Source organism: Sphingobacterium sp. UBA7253 (assembly GCF_002472745.1).
GTDB classification, from domain to species: Bacteria; Bacteroidota; Bacteroidia; order Sphingobacteriales; family Sphingobacteriaceae; genus Sphingobacterium; species Sphingobacterium siyangense.
Genome location: NZ_DKSP01000105.1, coordinates 1 through 17498, shown reverse-complemented (window position 1 = coordinate 17498; position 17498 = coordinate 1). Strand labels below are relative to the sequence as shown.

Here is a 17498-nt window from a genome sequence, read left to right as displayed (position 1 = left end):
TAACCGTAATCAAGCGGTTGAACATAGCTTCTGGTGCAACAGGATCTGGTTCAGGCTCTACTACTGTGGGCTCGCTTTTGCTACAAGACCCCAACACAATTAAAAATGCCAATACAGGTATGAATTTTAATAGGTTGCTGCGTTTCTTTATTTTCATTGTTACTAGTTTTTTTGTGTTAATTGATACCTTGTCCCTTTGTATGCTTATAGTAGTAAGGTAGTTAGTGTGTTATTTTTATTTAAAATTATTCTAAATAATAGTAAAGATAAAATCTTTTGCTGATAAAGTGTGTATGAAAATTGGTATTTAATATATTTTTTTCGGTTTTTGATTTTGGGTTAACAAAAGCAGCTGGAATTTTAACCAGCTGCTATGCTAGTAAGTTTCTTTAGACTTTCTCAAACTTATATTTCAGTTTACTACTGTTTAATAAATTTTTTAAAATTGATGTTATAGGTTGCATTTCCACTAGCTGCAGTAATGCCGCCTGCTTGAATTACATAAAGCTCATCTGCTTCGTTATTCAATTTCTCACCTTTGTACATTACGATATACCGATTGGCAGTAGGGTAGACAGCATGATTGTTTGCAAAATCATAGATAATCCATGTTGGGCCTGTCACTGGTGCTCCGGCACTTGATGCATCAATACCGAGTTTGTCAGTCAAAGTGATGTTGGCAGTTAATACCGATGCTAGTGTCAGCTTTTCAATACTCGTGTTTGCCTGATCAAAATAGCCCATTTTATAATTATCTGATGAAGTGTTTTGCAAAGTTGAACCATACATTCCCGAAAGATTGATCATACTCTTAGCTTCTTCCTGAACAGTATTTGTTTTAAAATCATAAAAAGTCTTTACGCCAGAAGGAACTGCGATTGTTGCAGTTGCAGAAACAGCTGTCTCATCACTAAGTTTTGGGTCCTCAGGCTTTTCTTCTGGTTGCTCGGTTGGCTCCTCTACCACTGCCTCATCCTTGCTACAAGAAGTAAAACCTAAACTCAATGCACATAGTAGTGCTGCTGTTGTAAATAATCTATTCATCTTTAATTTAATTGTGTAATTTTTCCTTATTATAATGTGTTTGTATTTAAATCTTTGCTGCCATCCTGCTGTACATAATATTTAAATGTATAGTACGGGGCGGGCCAATTGAGGTTGGTTACCGCCGCAGGATTTCCCTTATAGGCATTGATCAGTTGTAATTTGGCATATTTGCCATCGGGTAAGCGAATTGCATAGGTACGATTGGGGAGCGCCTGCATAATATGGGTGCTCAAACTATAGCGAAACCAGCCATCCGAACCATCGGTTGCTGCCCAGCCAATTTTGTTTACTTCACTTTTATTAAACTCTTCATCCGAAGGGGCCACAGTGACACTCTGATAGGCTTGTCGCAGTAAAACCACAGCGGTATTATTTGCCTGGCCGCCATAACCTGGATTGTATTCATGCTGGGCATTGTTCACATAGATCTCCGAATTGTAAGGACCTGTAAAGGCAATATCCCAATCTTTTGTTTTAAGCCACTGCGCAGAATCGGCTTTGGTCTTAACCCATATTTGCTTTTGGTCTTTAAAACGAAAAAGAAATATAAAAAATGGTCTTTGCTCTTTCCCTTCAGTACCTTCACCCATGGCTGCATCGGTATCGCCAGCAAGATCTTTGATCAAGGTACTTTTGCCATCTTCTAATCCGATCGTGTAGTCTTTGTCTTTCCCACAGGATACCACTGTCAATAACAATAGTACTGAAAAAATACAACGGCCAATCTTGTGAAAGGAAAGCCAGATGCTACATTCTCCAATAATCATGCGAATCGTTCTCATCTTTTATCTTGTACTTTGTGTGCTAAATTCTTGTTCATTAGTCCTTATTATTCTTTTATCCAACGGTAGCTGACGCCGCCCATAATAACCCGTCCAGGTTGCCCAAGTAAATAACGGCTTGTAAAATTGAATAGATTGTCACCGATCAGACGCAGTGTCAATCTGCGGTTCATCAGACTCTTTTCTACCGTCATATTCACCAGTGTGTGATAGGGAATAAAGATGTCATATTTGTCGATAAACTGGTTGCCATTATATTCCTGAAAAGGTGTGGCACTTCTGAAATTGACACGCGCATTGACATTGACGCCCCAGGGTTTATATTCGTATTGGGCTTTTGCATTGAACATGTGTCTCGAACGGTCCTCAATACCCCAATAATCTGATTTTTTGCTCTGGCGATATTCGCCTGTAGCGGGATCGTTGATCTGGTTATAGGGGTAACTTCCCTTGGCAATACTATCCAAAACACTCAGGTCTTTGGCAATCAGGTATTGATAACCCATCGACAATTGCAGATCTTTGGTTGCCTGATAGGTCAATGAAACTTCGAATCCTTTATTCATGGCTTTGGGCAGGTTGCGGTAGCTATAGATCTGTGCTACTTTGGTCCCGTTACCCACACTGACTGTGTTGATCTGATTGTTGATCCGATGGTAGAAGACCGAGAAATCGGCCTGAAATCTATTGGACGGACTCCAGGTAAGTCCAATATTGTTTGAAATGCTGGTTTCGGCTTTGAGGTTACCCGCCACTAAATTGAGCATATAGCTGTTTTTATAACTCAGTTCTCCGGCTTGATCCATGGCTGCAATCACATCGGCTACGCGCTCTGAACCGACGACCAGATAGTTGGCTGCTGGATTGAAAAAGACCTGATAGCGCATCTTATAGTCGGGTGCTTTAAATCCGGCTCCGATACCACCTTTGATCAAAAGTGTAGGACTGACATGGTATTGTAAACCCAAACTTGGACTCAGATGGCCATTGTAGACATTGGTCTGATCGTAGCGTAGACCCAGCGTCGTCAATAAGCGGTCTACAGGTTTCCATTCAGTCTGCAAATAGGCAAATGCGCTGTTCAAAGAGCGCTTGGCATCCAGATCCTGGTTGTCCATCAGTTCAAGACTACCACCTATACCACCGGTAAGTTTGACCTGTTGTGCGGGGCTATACGCAAATTGCTGTTCAATGCGGTGTACATTCTGACCGAATTGCTCGGCACTTGCAACAATACCTTGTTGCAACCATTGTGCGGCAATCTGGGAGTGGAAACGCGAGAAATAGTAACGAGTCATACTGCGCAGTCCCGACTCGAAATTATGGTCGTAACTTGCCGAAAGGTTGATGTCCTGATCTTTTTGTTTATCCTGTAATGTGGCCGATTCGGACCATGCATTGATCATTTCAGATTCTCGGGCTGCATAACGTCCTGTAACGCCAAAAGTCCCATTTTTGCTTGTACGATAACGTACTCGCCCCTGAAAACTGTAGTTGGTATAGGGGGGGAAAGTGGTGCTCTTGGAGTCCAGATACTGCTTGTCGGTATTAAAACCATCCGTGCGGTAGTAATTGCCCGAAAAAACGGCGCTCCCGCGTTGATTAGCAAAAGGTGTTTCTGCTTCCAGCGTTGCATCAACGGTATTGAGACTGCCGTAAAGAAGCGATGCCTGTGCCTGTGGTGTGATTGCACCATGGCGTGTAATGATATTGATCGCACCACCTAATGCGTCACTGCCGTATAAGCAGGAGGATGCGCCCTTGATGATTTCGATACGCTCGATGTTGGTCACCGAGATACGGGACAGGTCAAAGTTGCCACTGTTGCGTCCCAGCATAGGTTGCCCGTCTACAAGGACCATCACGTAGTTGCTGCTGAATCCCTGGATCTGTACACCGACGGCTCTGGAGCCTCCGGCAATATCGTTGACGATGGCAATACCCGTCTGTTCTTTTAAAACTTCATCCAGACGACGGCTGCCCATAAGCTCAATTTCACGTTTGGTGATGACTTTTACGGGCATGGCGGCATTTTCGGCCTTAACGAGATTGTCTACAGCCTGCACTTTACCCTGCACATCAACTACATCCATCTGCCGTTCTTCAGCTTTTAACACAATGTTCAACTGCTGATTTTTGTCTTCCAAATCGATAACTTGGCGGTACTGCTGATAACCCATGGCCTGTACCTGTAATTCGTAGCGTCCCGCATAGAGCTGGGTGAATTGAAATCTTCCTGCAGTATCTGTTTTAAAAGCATATTTGTCCGGATAAAGATATACGGTCGCATTGGCTACGCCTTTATTGGATTCGTTTTTCAATACACCGGAGATTTTCCATTTTTCCTGTGCTTGCAGGGTATAAACCTGGCAGGCGCATAAGGCGATCAGGGTGCTTGTTCGAAAAGATGAGATGCTTATAAACACTATTTTTATTTTTACTAATTCTAAATAATGTTACAAAAAACGGTAATCCGTCTGAATTTTTCTCTATGCAAAATGTCATAAATTCTATTTAATCCGTTTTTTATGGACTGAAAAGTAGTTTATTTTAAGGGGTATATTCTTGTTTAGTAGTGTCTTATAGTTCTTTTTGCGTTGCAGCGTGCTATTCTAAAAGATTCGATATAATTTGTATTTAGACTGATTATTGATTTGTTTTGTACTCAAGTTGAACGGCGAGATGCGAAAACCATTCCTGGAAATCCGCTATCGCCATCATGGAGATAAAGAATTACGATGAGTAGATTTTATGTTGTTATACTGTGTTTTGTGATGCAAATCGGTGGATGGGCGACGGCACAGCAGAGAATCATTACGTTAAACAGTTCGTTGACCGAAACGATCTACGGGCTGGGAGTAGGCGAGCGCATGGTCGCTACCGATGTGACAAGTATATCGCCCAAAGCGGCTGCAGCCTTGCCGAGGGTAAGCAAGAATCGGTCGGTATCGGCCGAAGGTCTGTTATCTTTTAAACCAAGCATCGTCATTGCGAATGAAGGCGACGTATCCAAATCGGTCATTCAGCAGATTCGTGCGGCTGGTGTGAAGTTTGTCTCCATTAAGCCAAACTACTCTGTTCCGGGTGCACTTCGTTACATCCAGGAGGTCGCAGATGCCGTCGGTGAATCTGCTGCCGGTAAAAATCTGGTTTCCCGCACGAAAGTAAGCTTGGATCATACCATGGAATTAGTAAAGAAGGAAAATCAGGGTAAAGCGGCACCCAAAGTATTGTTTTTATATGCGCGTGGTACAGGTACCATGAGTGTGGCAGGTAAGGGCAGTAGCTTGGATGCGATGATTAATCTGGCTGGTGGCAAAAATGCGGTTCAGGAATTTTCGGATTTCAAACCCTATACGACGGAAGCGCTGGTGCAGGCCAATCCAGATATTGTGTTGCTATTTGATTTTGGCGCGAGTAGCCTTGGCGGTCAGGATGCTATCCTCAAATTGCCGGGCATGCGTATTACAAATGCGGGTAAAAACGACCGTATCTTGGTGATGAATGCCTCACTACTGGTAAATTTCAGTAACCGGCTGCCAGACGCAATCTTAGAATTGCACCGTGGATTTGGAAAAGTGATGGATTCAAAATAAAGCCGGTGCAAAAGAAACAGAAATTTATCCTATTGGCTTTGGGCCTGGTATTGGGTGTTGTAAGTATTGTTGCCTTGGGGATGGGGGCCTACCATATTCCGTCCGCTGATATCTTAACGATGTTGACGCAAAAATTGCACTTGGGGAGTGCCGAAGCTGTGCACAATATGCAAGGAGATGTTCTTTTTGAGATTCGTATGCCGCGTCTTTTGCTCGGACTTTTGGTGGGTGCAGCACTAGGTATATCGGGTGCTGCGATCCAGGGTATATTCCGCAACCCATTGGCAGAGCCCGGATTGATCGGGATTTCTTCTGGAGCGTCCCTTTTTGCAGTACTGATCATTGCCTTTGAGACTTTTCTTTTCACCTCTTTAGCGGCATGGATTGGATATTATATATTGGCGTTTGGTGCTTTTGTGGGCGCTGGTTTAACCGCTTTTTTGGTTTACCGTATCGCCAGTAAAAATGGCCGTCCAAACGTGACGACGATGTTGTTGGCAGGTATTGCCATCAATGCCTTTGCCGGTGCGCTGACAGGGTTGATGACTTATATGTCGACGGAGCAACAGTTACGTACCATCACTTTTTGGATGCTGGGCAGTCTTGGCGGGGCTACTTGGGATAACCTAAGGGCTTTGGCGCCATTTATTTTGATCCCGGTGCTGATCTTGCCTTTTTTTGGAAAGTCATTGAATGCTTTTTCGCTCGGGGAGTTGCAGGCAGATCTTTTGGGTATGCGTACCGATCGCGTCAAACGCTGGGTGGTTGTCTTATCCACGCTTGCTGTGGGAGCATCCGTTGCGGTGTCGGGTATTATTGGTTTTGTGGGATTGATTGTTCCACATACAGTTCGCCTGATGGGTGGGGCGGATCACCGATTTGTGCTTCCTGGTTCATTACTATTAGGGGCACTGGTGTTGACATTGGCAGACGTGATTGCACGGGTCGCTGTGGCCCCCATCGAATTGCCCATCGGCGTGATTACAGCTTTACTGGGTACACCGGTATTCTTGTATATTTTAATCAAAGATAAATAGTCTTTTGGCAGAGGCTTAAAAAATAATCGCATTATGCTACGTGTAGAGAAGATCAACTACGAAGTGAACGGACGAAAGCTCCTGAAGGATATTACCTTTCAGGTGCGCAAAGGAGAAATTCTAGCAATCCTAGGAGCCAATGGCGCGGGTAAATCGACGCTGATGGGAGTGCTTTGTGGTGAAAAAAAGCCGGATTCGGGAGCTATTCATCTCAATGGCAAGGCACTGTCGGCATACGAGCCCGCGGCTTTGGCCAAATGCAGGGCTTTACTGAGCCAACAGCAGCAGATGACATTGAGTTTTAACGTGGAAGAAATTGTGCTGATGGGGCGGTATCCGCATTATAAGAATAGTCCAAAGCAACAGGACTATAAGATCGTGGCCGAAACCATGGAACTTTGTGGGGTATCTGCTTTTGCTGAACGGGATTTTTTGAGCCTTTCTGGTGGTGAACAGCAGCGTGTTCATCTTGCACGGATCTTAGCGCAGATATGGGATAATCCGGATGCGTTGTTGTTATTGGATGAACCGATTTCGGCATTGGATCTGCATTATCAGCAGAAAGTACTCGCCATTGCGCGGGCACTTGCCCGAAAAGGATTTATGGTGGTGCTGATTGTGCACGACGTCAATTTTGCCGCCATGTATGCCGATCGTATTCTGATGCTCAAAAATGGCCGAAAGCTCTTTCATGGTACCCCGGTGGAAGTATTGGCTCAAAAGGAGATCTATACCATTTTTTCGGTCGAGTCCAATGTCATTATGAATCCAAGAACATTGAAACCCTATGTTCAGTTGGAGGAAATGGATATTGACTTGGATTAACCGTGTTATTTAGAAAGATTATAAATAATTTTTAGAATACCATCTTATTTCGTTAATTTTAACTGCTTCAGGCTTATTTAGGATTTGTAATCATGTTGGTGAAAAGTAAAATAGTAGAGTTGGCAGATTGGCTTTTTGAAGAAGAAATTCCGGATGGCTATGTTCCCGACAAACCTTTGGTGGAAAATAGGATATCCATATCCAAAGATCCTGTCCATATGGAGAATTTTCAGCTATCGACTTCAGGATTGTTTATCTTGCATTCGAAAATGCAGTTTGATCGGCCAGTACAGGTGCTTACGGAGATCGAGGGCGAAACCATAACCAGCCAGTTTATTTTCTTTAAGCCGACAGATAGCAAATTGCCTTACGGCATGAGCCGGCATAATATACGCTACATTCCTTCTGTCAAATCCATTCATGAAGTGGAACCCGGTATTGAATACACGTATTTTATAGCTGTTATTTCCAAAGAGTATTACCTCAATCTGATTAAACGCGATTCGTTATTGCACCAGCAATTTGTGCATGAGATCGAAAAGGGAGAGTATGTGTCGTTTTCGGAGGAGGATCTGATGGCAACCTACGAGATGCAGCATACCATAACTGAGCTGATTGAATCTAAAAAGAAAGGGGAGATCCGTCGATTACATACGGAGTCCCGTGTTGTTGAACTATTGATGTATCAGTTCGAGCAATATAACGAGAAGACCGAAAGCAGCGATTCACTCTTTCATGAGGAGGATGTGCAAAGGTTGGAGATGGCACGGCAGATTCTTGAACAGCGTATTGCCAATCCACCAACGCAAAAAGAACTGGCAGCAGAGGTGCTGACGAGTGAAAGCAAACTGCGTAAGGACTTTAAGGAATATTTTTCAGTGACCATTCACGACTACCTCACACGGGTGCGCATGGAAAAAGCCAAAAGTTATCTGCTCGAAGATAAAATGACGGTCTATGAGGTGGCGCTGTTGACGGGCTATGGTCATCAGAATAATTTTAGCAGTGCTTTTAAAAAGTATTACGGTATCTCACCTGGAGAGCTCAAGATGTAATGGTGAATTCAAAATGTCATAAAACGTTTTTATAATCTGTTTTTTTGGATCGGAAAGATCAGGTCATCTGTGATTGCATAACATTGATACGCTGTAGATAATTCCTTACTGTCTAGCCCTGTAAACTTACTAAATGCAGGCAGGATAATTTGATGATCAGAAACCATAAAACAGGGTAAGCGTAACTGCCGTCTCGGTGGTATGACAAGACTGACTCCTGGATGCAGATGGCCGCTAATCCTGAAGGAAGATTGATCTTCCGCATCGATGGGGTGGTGTTTAAATTGTATCTGCTGCAGTTCAAAGATTTCGTCATGTTGGTGGATGTTAAATCGATCAGTCATTTGTTTCGACAGGCGATCATGGTTTCCTTTGACCAAGTGGAGGAGAAGCGTTGGATATCTCGTTTTGAATTGTTCCAATAGTAGCACTTCTTGATTGATACCTGCATGAACCAAATCTCCAACAACAATAACCTGAACGGGCTGATAATAATCCACTAGGCGCTCGAGTCGATTGAGATCGGCTATTGTGGTATCCATGGGGATTGCAATACCGTGCTTTCTGAAATGTGCTGCTTTGCCAAGATGCAGATCGGATAGAATCAGTGTTTTTTCTGATTTCCAAAATATAGATCGTTGATTGTTAAGGATTAATTGCTGCTTATTAAAGGTAATTGTTTGCTCTTTGATCTTCATTTTCTACGTTTCTTTTTTTGCATGTTGGCCTTTTCCATCCGTTGGATACGCTCGATCAGTGCTTCGCTCGACAGCGACTGCCGCAGGCTATCGACCTTGATCGGAAAGCTCAGTGGCGTGTACTCTTCGACAAAGGTATAACGTATTTTACTATTGTTTATCCTGTCGAATGCTTTTATTAAACGATATTCTTCCAATTGTTGGTTGAACACTTCGCTAAAAGCTTGTTTGAGGAGTAGGTTGCTCGGGTCGTGCTCCATTAATACCTTGAAAATAATTCCGGATGAAGCCTGTAGGGATTTATTGTTTTGCTGTGTACCCGGATAATTTTGAACCACCAATCCCGAAATGACAGCAATATCTCTAAATTTACGGCTGGCCATTTCTGCGGAGTTGATGCTGCTGATAACATCTTCCATCAGATTTTTACGGCTCAAGACCTCTTCGAGCTGTGATTGGCTCAGTTGGATGTCCTTGTCGGAATAGAGTTCGAAACCATAATCATTCATGGCCATGGAAAAACTGATGGGGTACAATTTGCTGATGCGATAGGCGACGAGCGCTGCCATGACCTCATGGATCAGTCTACCCTCCAAAGGGTAGAAAAAGAGATGATATCCTTCTCTTGTTTTGATATGTTCGACAAGAAATTCCGCTTCGCTAGGCACGGCCGAAAGTTCGGTCTGTTTTTCGATCAATGGTGCCAGGAAATGAAGCTCTTTTTCACTGGAAGGAGCTCCTGTTGCTGCTGCCAATTTTTTACGAAGGAAATGGCTTAAATTGGACGATAAGGGAAGTCTGCCCCCGAGCCAGCTTGGAGTAATGGCTTTACCCGACGAGTTTCTTACGAATACGGTCATTTCCTTGACCATCACAAGTTCCAGGACGCGTCCCGCAAGAATAAATCGCTCGCCTTTTTTGAGTTTACTGATAAAATATTCTTCGATCATGCCGATATAACCACCGGAGAGGAACTTCACGCGCATCATGGCGTCCCCTACAATAGCGCCTATATTGAGTCGATGCAGAAGTGCCAGGCGACGATTTTTGATGATCCATTTGCCTTCTTCATCTTGAATAACCTTGTGAAATTCTTCGTAGCGTTTGCCTATTTTTCCACCCGCGGTAATAAAATACATGCACCATTGCCATTCTTCCGTATCCATGTAGCGAAAGGCATGGGTATTGGCGACGATCGCATGCAGTTCTTCCGAACGAAATCCCCCGCCCAGGGCGATGGTTACCATGAATTGAACAAGCACATCGAAAGTTTGAACCATGGGATCCCGGTTTTCGATCGTCTGCGTTTTTACGGCCTCCTTCAGTGCGGCGACCTCGATGAGCTCCAGGGAGTGCGTAGGGACGAAATAAATCGTAGAGGTTTCGTAAGGGCTATGGCCGCTTCTTCCAGCGCGTTGCATAAACCGGGCTACACCTTTACTCGAGCCAATCTGGATGACTGTATCAACGGGTTTGAAATCTACCCCTAAGTCCAAGGAAGAGGTCGACACGACTGCTTTAAGTTTGCCGCTGCTGAGATTATCTTCGATCCATTCGCGGATATTGGCATCGATAGAGCTGTGGTGTAAGGCGATTTGTCCGGCAAAATCTGGATGTGCCTGTAAAAGGAGCTGATACCACATTTCGCTTTGGCTGCGTGTGTTGGTAAATAGGATTGTGCTTTTGCTCTGGAGTATAATGGGGACGACCTGGTCTGCTAGGTTGCCACCGAGGTGTCCTGCCCAGGGCAATAGTTCCACTTTGCTGGGGTAAATTGGTTTGATCGCTATCTTCTTTTTCTCTTTAGCGACAATTTGGATACGTTTTTTTTCTGTTGGCAACAGGACCTCCATAGCTTCCTCGAGATTGCCTATGGTGGCAGTGATCCCCCAAACGCGCATCTTTTTATAGTGCGACTTGAGGAAGGCGAGCGCCAGTTCGACCATAACACCACGTTTGTTGCCCATCAGTTCATGCCATTCGTCCACCGTGATACACCGGAGATTTTTGAAATACTTATCCCGTTGTTTTTGTGCGAGCAGCAAATGAAGACTTTCGGGTGTGACGAGCAGAATATCGGGCATCGATCGCGTCTGTTGCGCTTTTACTTTCGGATTGGTGTCGCCATTGCGAACCTGAACGACCCAGTCCAGCCCAATATCGTCTATGGCCTTTTGCATTGCTCGTGCAAGATCTTTAGCCAATGAGCGTAAGGGTGTTACCCAAAGTAGCTTCAAACCCTTTTGGTGCTGATCCGGGTGATTAAGAAAGTCTATCAGTACCGCCATAAATAATGAAAAGGTTTTTCCAAATCCTGTTGGTGCAATAACTAGTCCGCTATATCCCTGCGCGTATTTATCCCAGGCCTTGGTCTGAAAGCTAAAGGGAACATTTCCCTGGGATTCGAAATAATTGTTGACAATTCGAAATCCTTCACTATGTGCTATCTTCTCGTTCACGCTGTTTTATCGTCTCAAATTTTTATTGAATCAATTGTTTTATATCTTCAAGGGTGTCGATCTCTGCCGCTGTTTTGTCCTTTCGCCAGCGTAAAATCCTTGGGAAGCGTAATGCTACGCCAGATTTGTGTCTTTTGCTGTATCCTATCCCTTCAAAGGCAATCTCAAAGACAAGTTCGGGTCTAACCGTGCGGACGGGGCCAAATTTTTCCAGTGAATTTTGTTTGACAAACCGGCTTACTTCAAGGATTTCTTTGTCTGTAAGTCCCGAATAGGCTTTAGCGATCGTGACCAACTGATCTCCATCTTTTACGGCAAAGGTATAATCTGTGTAATGTGCACTCCGGCGACCGCTACCTTTTTGTGCGTAGATGAGTACAGCATCTATACTCATCGGATTGACTTTCCACTTCCACCAGCCTCCTTTTTTGCGACCGGCGTAATAAGGTGAATCCATTTTCTTGAGCATGATACCCTCACTGTTAAGCTCGCGTGCTGCAGTTTGGATTTGTTGAAGGGCTGTCCAGTCCTCGGCATTTATCAGCGATGATAGTTTTAATACGGTACCTGGATTGGCTGCATAAAGTTCTTCCAGCTGTACACGCCTGTATGCAAGTGGCTCCTGGCGGAGATCCATTCCATTCAGTTCCAAGAGATCATAAAGGTAGACTGCAATAGGTACTTCCTCACGCAAAGCCTTTGGGATTGTCTTGCGATTGATCCGTTTTTGTAGTTCTGAAAAATTAAGTACACGATCGTCTTTAACCGCGAGAATCTCTCCATCGAGCACAAAGCTTCCGCTCCATTGACTGAGCGCCGTGGTAATTTCGGGAAACTGGGCTGTAACAAGTTCTTCCCCGCGTGACCAGATGTGTATGTCTCCGCTGCGCTTGATAAGCTGGCCGCGTATTCCATCCCATTTATATTCGACTTGCCATGTCTTAATTGGACCTAGTTCTTCAGGTTCTTTTTCAATAGGATAGGCGAGGCAGAAAGGATAAGGTTTGGAAAGATTGGTATCACTATACGTTCCATGAATAAGTTTTTCAAATTCGACTTCATGTGGATTCCAATCGCCCATGATGCTGTGCGCTACCGCACTCGCCTCAGTACCTGTATATTGAGCAAGGGCATTGATTAAGCCTTTTGCTGAAATGCCCAAACGGAAGCTTCCGCCCAGAAGTTTGTTAAAAATAAAGCGCTCGACGGTGCTTAGCCCGTTCCAGGATCGAAGAACGAAAGCTTTTTTCTCTGCAATGGATGCATTTTGTAAGGCAATGATTTCATCCATCCAGTCGCTAAGGCTTTTTTCTATCAGTTGCGATGCCGATGGCAAAAGTAGAGCCAAGGTTTCGGATAGATCACCTACGGCAGCATAGGATTCAATAAATAACCATTCGGGAATTTCTGTTATTTCTAAAGTCCAGGTTTTGAGGTCTTTAACCGCTATACTCCGTTTCGGTCTTTTCCCCGTCATCAAAGCGAGGAACCAAAGTTTATCTTTGTCAGAGGCTTCCCTGAAAAAATGCAAAACAGCCTCTTTTTTCAAATTGGTCTTGTTGCTGCTGTCGAGAGCATGTATCAATGTTGCAAATTCTTTCATAAGCTATCTTAAGTCGTTTGGACTTGGGGATCTTCTTCATCACCATACTGTGTGGTGACCTCTTCCGCTTCAATGCCGATTTCATTGAGATATTTGGCAAAGGTAGCTGTTTGCCCATGGGTCACATATACTTTTTCGGCCGAACTGCTACGTACTGCCTGCAATAAACCTGACCAGTCGGCGTGGTCACTGATCGCAAAACCAGCATCTGCGCTGCGCCATCGTCGCGCCCCACGGATTTGCATCCAGCCCGAACAGATGGCATAGGCAACATTGGGTATTTTTTGAAGGAGCTGGCTGTCCAGCAGTGCTGGCGGAAGCAATACAATCTGCTTGTCTAGTTCTTTTGGAGCTGATTTTACTTCCGCAATCTGATAGGGTGGTAGTTTTACACCTGCCTGGCTGTAGGCCTCATTTAATTTAGCAATACTGTAATGTACATATACTGGACCCATTTCATGTACAGCATTTAGAATACGCTGCGATTTTCCAAGCGAATACCCTATAAATACGGATGTCTTATGATTGCTTTGGTTGTTCTTAATCCAAGATTGCAGTCGTTCATTTTGTACCGCTACAGACTCCCATCGATAAATCGGAAGACCGAAAGTACTTTCTGTAATGAGCTCATGGCATTTCATCGGTTCAAATGGTGTACATAAGCCATCCTCCTGAATTTTGTAATCGCCAGTAAATACGACGACTTTACCTTTATACTCCAGGCGAATCTGGGCAGAACCAATGATATGTCCGGCGGGGTGCAGGGAAACTCTGACACCATTGATGTGGACAGGTTCATTGTAAGCGATTCCCTGGATTTGAATATCTGGACCGATCCGGCTCCGAAGTATATTGACTGTGAAATGATGACAGAGGTACTTCTTCATTCCCCAGTGGGCATGATCTGCATGGCCATGAGAAATAACAGCCAAATCAACAGGCTTCCATGGGTCGAGATAAAACTTACCGGGAATGCAGTATATGCCTTTTGATGTAAAACGTATCATATTTGTTAAAACAGGCTTTGACAGACTAAAGTTTTACTTATTTCATGCGCTTTTTTTTTGCCAGCGGTTTTCCGTAATTCGATTGGTGGTATTCAGTTAATTTTTTTAGATTTGTTAACCTTGATGCTAAGTTTTAATACACTATGATATTAATTGTTGATGATAATCCGGATAATATTTACTCTTTGCAAAAATTACTGGAATCCAAAAATTTTAAAGTTGATACCGCTCAATCAGGGGAAGAAGCTTTAAAAAAGATCTTAAAATATAAATATGCATTAATCATATTGGATGTTCAGATGCCAGATATGGATGGCTTTGAAGTCGCTGAAAATATAGCGGGATTTAGCAAAACAAAGGAAACTCCGATCATATTTTTGTCTGCTGTAAATACGGATAAACGCTTTATCACCAAGGGTTATGATTCGGGTGGATTGGATTATGTGACCAAGCCTGTGGATCCCGACATCCTGATGTTGAAAGTTAAGACATTTTATCGGCTGTATGAACAGACCCAAGCGCTTAAAGATATTCAACAAACTTTAGAACTTGAGGTAGAACGGCGCAAGCAGGCACAGCAGGAACTGCGGTCTAAGGTGGACTATTTGCATACGCTTTTGGAGTCTTTGCCTCAAATTGCTTTTACCTGTGACAGTGCAGGAAATATTGATTTTGTGAATGGTCGCTGGTTTCAGTTTTCTGATGATGCCTCAAAATTCCCACAGATCTATCCTGGCGATCAATCAATCGAAAAAGAGCTTCAAGCGAGTCTTCGTTCTGGAGAACCCTTGGAAATGGAAGTACGTATCCAAAGGAGGCCATGTGGGGAATACCTATATCAGCTTTTGCGTGTGTGGCCAATTTTGGAGAATGGAGCGAGTAAGTGGGTCGGGACTTTTACAGATATCGATGCTCAAAAAAAAGCGGAAAAGGAAAAAGATGAGTTCCTGAGTATCGCGAGTCACGAGTTGAAAACACCTTTAACAAGTATTAAAGCCTATATGCAATTGCTCGACCGTAAACTTAAGCTGGAGGAGGAAAGTGCTGAGGCAAAGTATGTAACCCGGGTTCAGGGCCAAGTTGACAAACTCAACAGTCTTATTTCTGATCTTTTGGATCTGTCAAAGATCGATAATGGGAAGCTGCTGATCAATAAAAAGGTATTTTCTCTCGAGCATATGGTCAAGAGTGCCGTGGACTCCATTGTTCAAACGCATGACCAAAGCAGTATGAAGCTTCTTCGGCAAGGGGATATTACGGACGTACAGATTTATGGTGATGAGATCCGTCTAGAGCAGGTGTTGGTTAATTTTTTGACGAATGCATATAAATATGCTGCTGGAACTGAAAAAGTAATTGTTGACTGCTCTATTGAAGACAGCAACGTGAAAATAAGTGTAATAGATTTTGGGATCGGCATTCCAGAAGAGAAGCAAGGTGATGTGTTTGAGAAATTTTATCGTGTGGAAGAAACGTCGTTCGATTTTCAGGGGCTTGGGATAGGACTTTATATCTGTGCTGAAATTATTCGCGCCCATCATGGAACCATTGCTGTGGAAAGTTCGGGTGGACAAGGCGCGACATTTTATTTTACCTTACCTTTAAATTTACCTCTAGATGCCAAATAGTAAGACACTCAATAATCTAACGGTCGGAATAGGTTTTTCCTTAGTCATATTGCTGATAAGTTCTACTGCATCTTATGTTGGTATTCAGGAACAAAATAAATACCGTGAGGAGCTTGGTGTGACAAGGAAGATTATCAGTACATCCAATAATTTACTCAATGCATTACAAGGAGCTGAGACAGGAAACCGGGGTTTTCTTCTGACCGGAAAGGAAAGCTATTTAGAACCTTTTAATAAAGCATTAGAAAGCTTGCCCACAGAATTAAAGGCTATAGAGACGCTGACCAGGATGGATCCGGTGCAAAAAGTTCGTGTTGATAGTCTGTTAACTGCTGCGCAATGGCGAATAGAAGTCTTAAAGGAGGCCGTCGCTACTAAAAGAAACGGTGGTGTGGTTAGCTTGGCTCAGTTGGATGTTAGTAAATCGGCTATGGATAAATGTCGCACGATTATTAATGACATTATCCAAAATGAAGACGATACAATCAATCAGAAATCTACCAATCTGGACAATTCGTCGTTTATCACGACACTTTTTATCGTTATCAGTGCATTGCTTTCTCTCATTATTACCAGCTATTTTTATTTCAGGTTACGGGCAGATTTCAAAAAGCGCGCTTTGCTAGAAAAATCACTTCGTGACAAGGATGAAGCGATTTCAAGACGATTAAATCTCGTTCAAAAAATAACCAATCGCATCGCATTGGGGGAATATGACGTCAAAGCAGAAGAGGTAGAGGATGATGATTTGGGAGCAATAGCCAAATCGGTCAACCGAATGTCCAAATCGTTGAAGAAATCTTTTGACCAACTTAAAGATAACGACTGGTTGCATGCCGGTTATGCAAAACTCTATACTGGGTTGGTGGGGAATGAGAGTGAAGAAACGATTGCGGTCGATTCTATCAAAACCCTGATCGGATATATGGGGGCTGTTAGTGGTGCAATCTATATCTTTAATAATGAAAGGTTGGAGCTGGCAGGAACGTATGGACTGGATAAACAGGTACAAAAATATTTTTTACCTGGCGAAGGATATATCGGTCAGGTATTTACGGATCGTGAACCAAAGACCTTGAATAATTTAAATACGGCAGACTATCTCGTGAGTTTTGCCAACGGAAAAATCAATGTACCTCATATTCAGCTTTTACCAATGCTGGTTGATGATCAGGTGCTGGGTGTATTGGAGGTTGGTCAAATGGAGAGTTTTACTGCAGTGGAAAAGACATTTTTGAGTGAATGTTCCCGACAGATTGGGATTGCACTAGTTTCAGCAAAAGGAAGGGCGAAAATCCAGACCTTATTGGAGGAAACACAGGTGCAGTCTGAAGAGCTATTAACCCAACATGCCGAGCTTGAAAGCTTAAATACTGAATTGGAGGCGCAAACATTGCGTTTGCAATCTTCGGAGGAGGAACTTAAAGTGCAGCATGAGGAACTGATGCAGTCCAATCAAGAGCTGGAGGAACGCTCGCGTTTGCTTGAGGATAAGAATCTGATGATTGCGGAACGGAATCAGGAGATCCAACAAAAAGCTGAGGAGCTGGCGCTAAGTACCAAATATAAGTCGGAATTTTTGGCTAATATGTCCCATGAACTTCGTACGCCACTCAACTCGATCTTATTATTGTCGCGCTTATTGTCCGAGAATGTGGAGGAAAATCTGAATTCAGATCAGATTGAGTCAGCCAAAGTTATACAAAGTTCGGGGACAAGTTTGCTCACCTTGATTGATGAGATTCTGGATCTTTCCAAAAT

The 17498-nt window shown here is 43.5% G+C and carries 13 protein-coding genes; 6 read left to right on the top strand and 7 right to left on the bottom strand.

Features of this window, described 5'->3' with window-relative positions; genetic code table 11:
- Positions 1 to 420 precede the first annotated feature (420 nt).
- From B2X72_RS10220 to B2X72_RS10210, 3 genes are read right to left on the bottom strand one after another with little or no spacing between them, the layout of a single operon-like run.
- Positions 421 to 1044, bottom strand: coding sequence for a hypothetical protein (locus B2X72_RS10220; protein WP_286849494.1), 624 nt, complete (start codon positions 1042 to 1044; stop codon positions 421 to 423).
- 29 nt (positions 1045 to 1073) lie between these two features.
- Positions 1074 to 1829, bottom strand: a complete 756-nt coding sequence (locus B2X72_RS10215) for an HmuY family protein (RefSeq protein ID WP_286849492.1) — start codon at positions 1827 to 1829, stop codon at positions 1074 to 1076.
- 47 nt (positions 1830 to 1876) lie between these two features.
- Entirely contained in the window at positions 1877 to 4255 is a 2379-nt protein-coding gene (locus B2X72_RS10210) for a TonB-dependent receptor (protein WP_286849490.1), read from the bottom strand.
- A gap of 312 nt (positions 4256 to 4567) precedes the next feature.
- Here B2X72_RS10210 and B2X72_RS10205 point away from each other — a divergent pair, with 312 nt between their 5' ends.
- From B2X72_RS10205 to B2X72_RS10190, 4 genes are all read left to right on the top strand, one after another.
- Positions 4568 to 5425 carry a heme/hemin ABC transporter substrate-binding protein gene (locus B2X72_RS10205; protein WP_286849488.1) on the top strand — a complete coding sequence of 286 codons (858 nt, stop codon included), beginning with the start codon at positions 4568 to 4570 and terminating at the stop codon, positions 5423 to 5425.
- 5 nt (positions 5426 to 5430) lie between these two features.
- The gene (locus B2X72_RS10200; RefSeq protein WP_286849486.1) at positions 5431 to 6462 is read left to right on the top strand and encodes a FecCD family ABC transporter permease; all 1032 of its coding nucleotides are present in this window, start codon (positions 5431 to 5433) and stop codon (positions 6460 to 6462) included.
- 33 nt (positions 6463 to 6495) lie between these two features.
- Complete coding sequence (locus B2X72_RS10195; RefSeq protein ID WP_286849484.1) at positions 6496 to 7287, top strand: heme ABC transporter ATP-binding protein; 792 nt, start codon at positions 6496 to 6498, stop codon at positions 7285 to 7287.
- A 92-nt stretch (positions 7288 to 7379) separates the two neighbouring features.
- Complete coding sequence (locus B2X72_RS10190; protein WP_075992433.1) at positions 7380 to 8342, top strand: helix-turn-helix transcriptional regulator; 963 nt, start codon at positions 7380 to 7382, stop codon at positions 8340 to 8342.
- 29 nt (positions 8343 to 8371) lie between these two features.
- Here the strand turns inward: B2X72_RS10190 and pdeM are convergent, their stop codons facing one another.
- Genes pdeM through B2X72_RS10170 form a run of 4 tightly spaced genes read right to left on the bottom strand, consistent with a single transcriptional unit; the run spans position 8372 to position 14109 of the window.
- Positions 8372 to 9040, bottom strand: coding sequence for a ligase-associated DNA damage response endonuclease PdeM (gene pdeM / locus B2X72_RS10185; RefSeq protein ID WP_286849483.1), 669 nt, complete (start codon positions 9038 to 9040; stop codon positions 8372 to 8374).
- Positions 9037 to 11499 (bottom strand): ligase-associated DNA damage response DEXH box helicase, encoded by a 2463-nt coding sequence (locus tag B2X72_RS10180; protein ID WP_286849482.1) that lies wholly within the window; start codon positions 11497 to 11499, stop codon positions 9037 to 9039. Before B2X72_RS10180 ends, pdeM begins: the two co-directional genes overlap by 4 nt.
- 22 nt (positions 11500 to 11521) lie before the next feature.
- Positions 11522 to 13102 carry an ATP-dependent DNA ligase gene (locus B2X72_RS10175; RefSeq protein ID WP_286849480.1) on the bottom strand — a complete coding sequence of 527 codons (1581 nt, stop codon included), beginning with the start codon at positions 13100 to 13102 and terminating at the stop codon, positions 11522 to 11524.
- An 8-nt stretch (positions 13103 to 13110) separates the two neighbouring features.
- Positions 13111 to 14109 carry a ligase-associated DNA damage response exonuclease gene (locus B2X72_RS10170; RefSeq protein WP_088161412.1) on the bottom strand — a complete coding sequence of 333 codons (999 nt, stop codon included), beginning with the start codon at positions 14107 to 14109 and terminating at the stop codon, positions 13111 to 13113.
- Between the two features lie 143 nt (positions 14110 to 14252).
- Here B2X72_RS10170 and B2X72_RS10165 point away from each other — a divergent pair, with 143 nt between their 5' ends.
- Positions 14253 to 15737 carry a hybrid sensor histidine kinase/response regulator gene (locus B2X72_RS10165; protein ID WP_088161413.1) on the top strand — a complete coding sequence of 495 codons (1485 nt, stop codon included), beginning with the start codon at positions 14253 to 14255 and terminating at the stop codon, positions 15735 to 15737.
- A partial coding sequence (locus B2X72_RS10160; RefSeq protein ID WP_286849478.1) for a CHASE3 domain-containing protein occupies positions 15727 to 17498 on the top strand: 1772 nt, incomplete at its 3' end. The genes B2X72_RS10165 and B2X72_RS10160, both read left to right, overlap by 11 nt.

Excerpts from the sequence above, each read along its gene's own strand:
- B2X72_RS10215 (WP_286849492.1), bottom strand. The coding sequence starts at position 1,829 with ATGAGAACGATTCGCATGATTATTGGAGAATGTAGCATCTGGCTTTCC.
- B2X72_RS10205 (WP_286849488.1), top strand. The coding sequence starts at position 4,568 with ATGAGTAGATTTTATGTTGTTATACTGTGTTTTGTGATGCAAATCGGT.
- B2X72_RS10170 (WP_088161412.1), bottom strand. The coding sequence starts at position 14,109 with ATGATACGTTTTACATCAAAAGGCATATACTGCATTCCCGGTAAGTTT.
- B2X72_RS10190 (WP_075992433.1), top strand. The coding sequence starts at position 7,380 with ATGTTGGTGAAAAGTAAAATAGTAGAGTTGGCAGATTGGCTTTTTGAA.
- pdeM (WP_286849483.1), bottom strand. The coding sequence starts at position 9,040 with ATGAAGATCAAAGAGCAAACAATTACCTTTAATAAGCAGCAATTAATC.
- B2X72_RS10175 (WP_286849480.1), bottom strand. The coding sequence starts at position 13,102 with ATGAAAGAATTTGCAACATTGATACATGCTCTCGACAGCAGCAACAAG.
- B2X72_RS10220 (WP_286849494.1), bottom strand. The coding sequence starts at position 1,044 with ATGAATAGATTATTTACAACAGCAGCACTACTATGTGCATTGAGTTTA.
- B2X72_RS10165 (WP_088161413.1), top strand. The coding sequence starts at position 14,253 with ATGATATTAATTGTTGATGATAATCCGGATAATATTTACTCTTTGCAA.
- B2X72_RS10195 (WP_286849484.1), top strand. The coding sequence starts at position 6,496 with ATGCTACGTGTAGAGAAGATCAACTACGAAGTGAACGGACGAAAGCTC.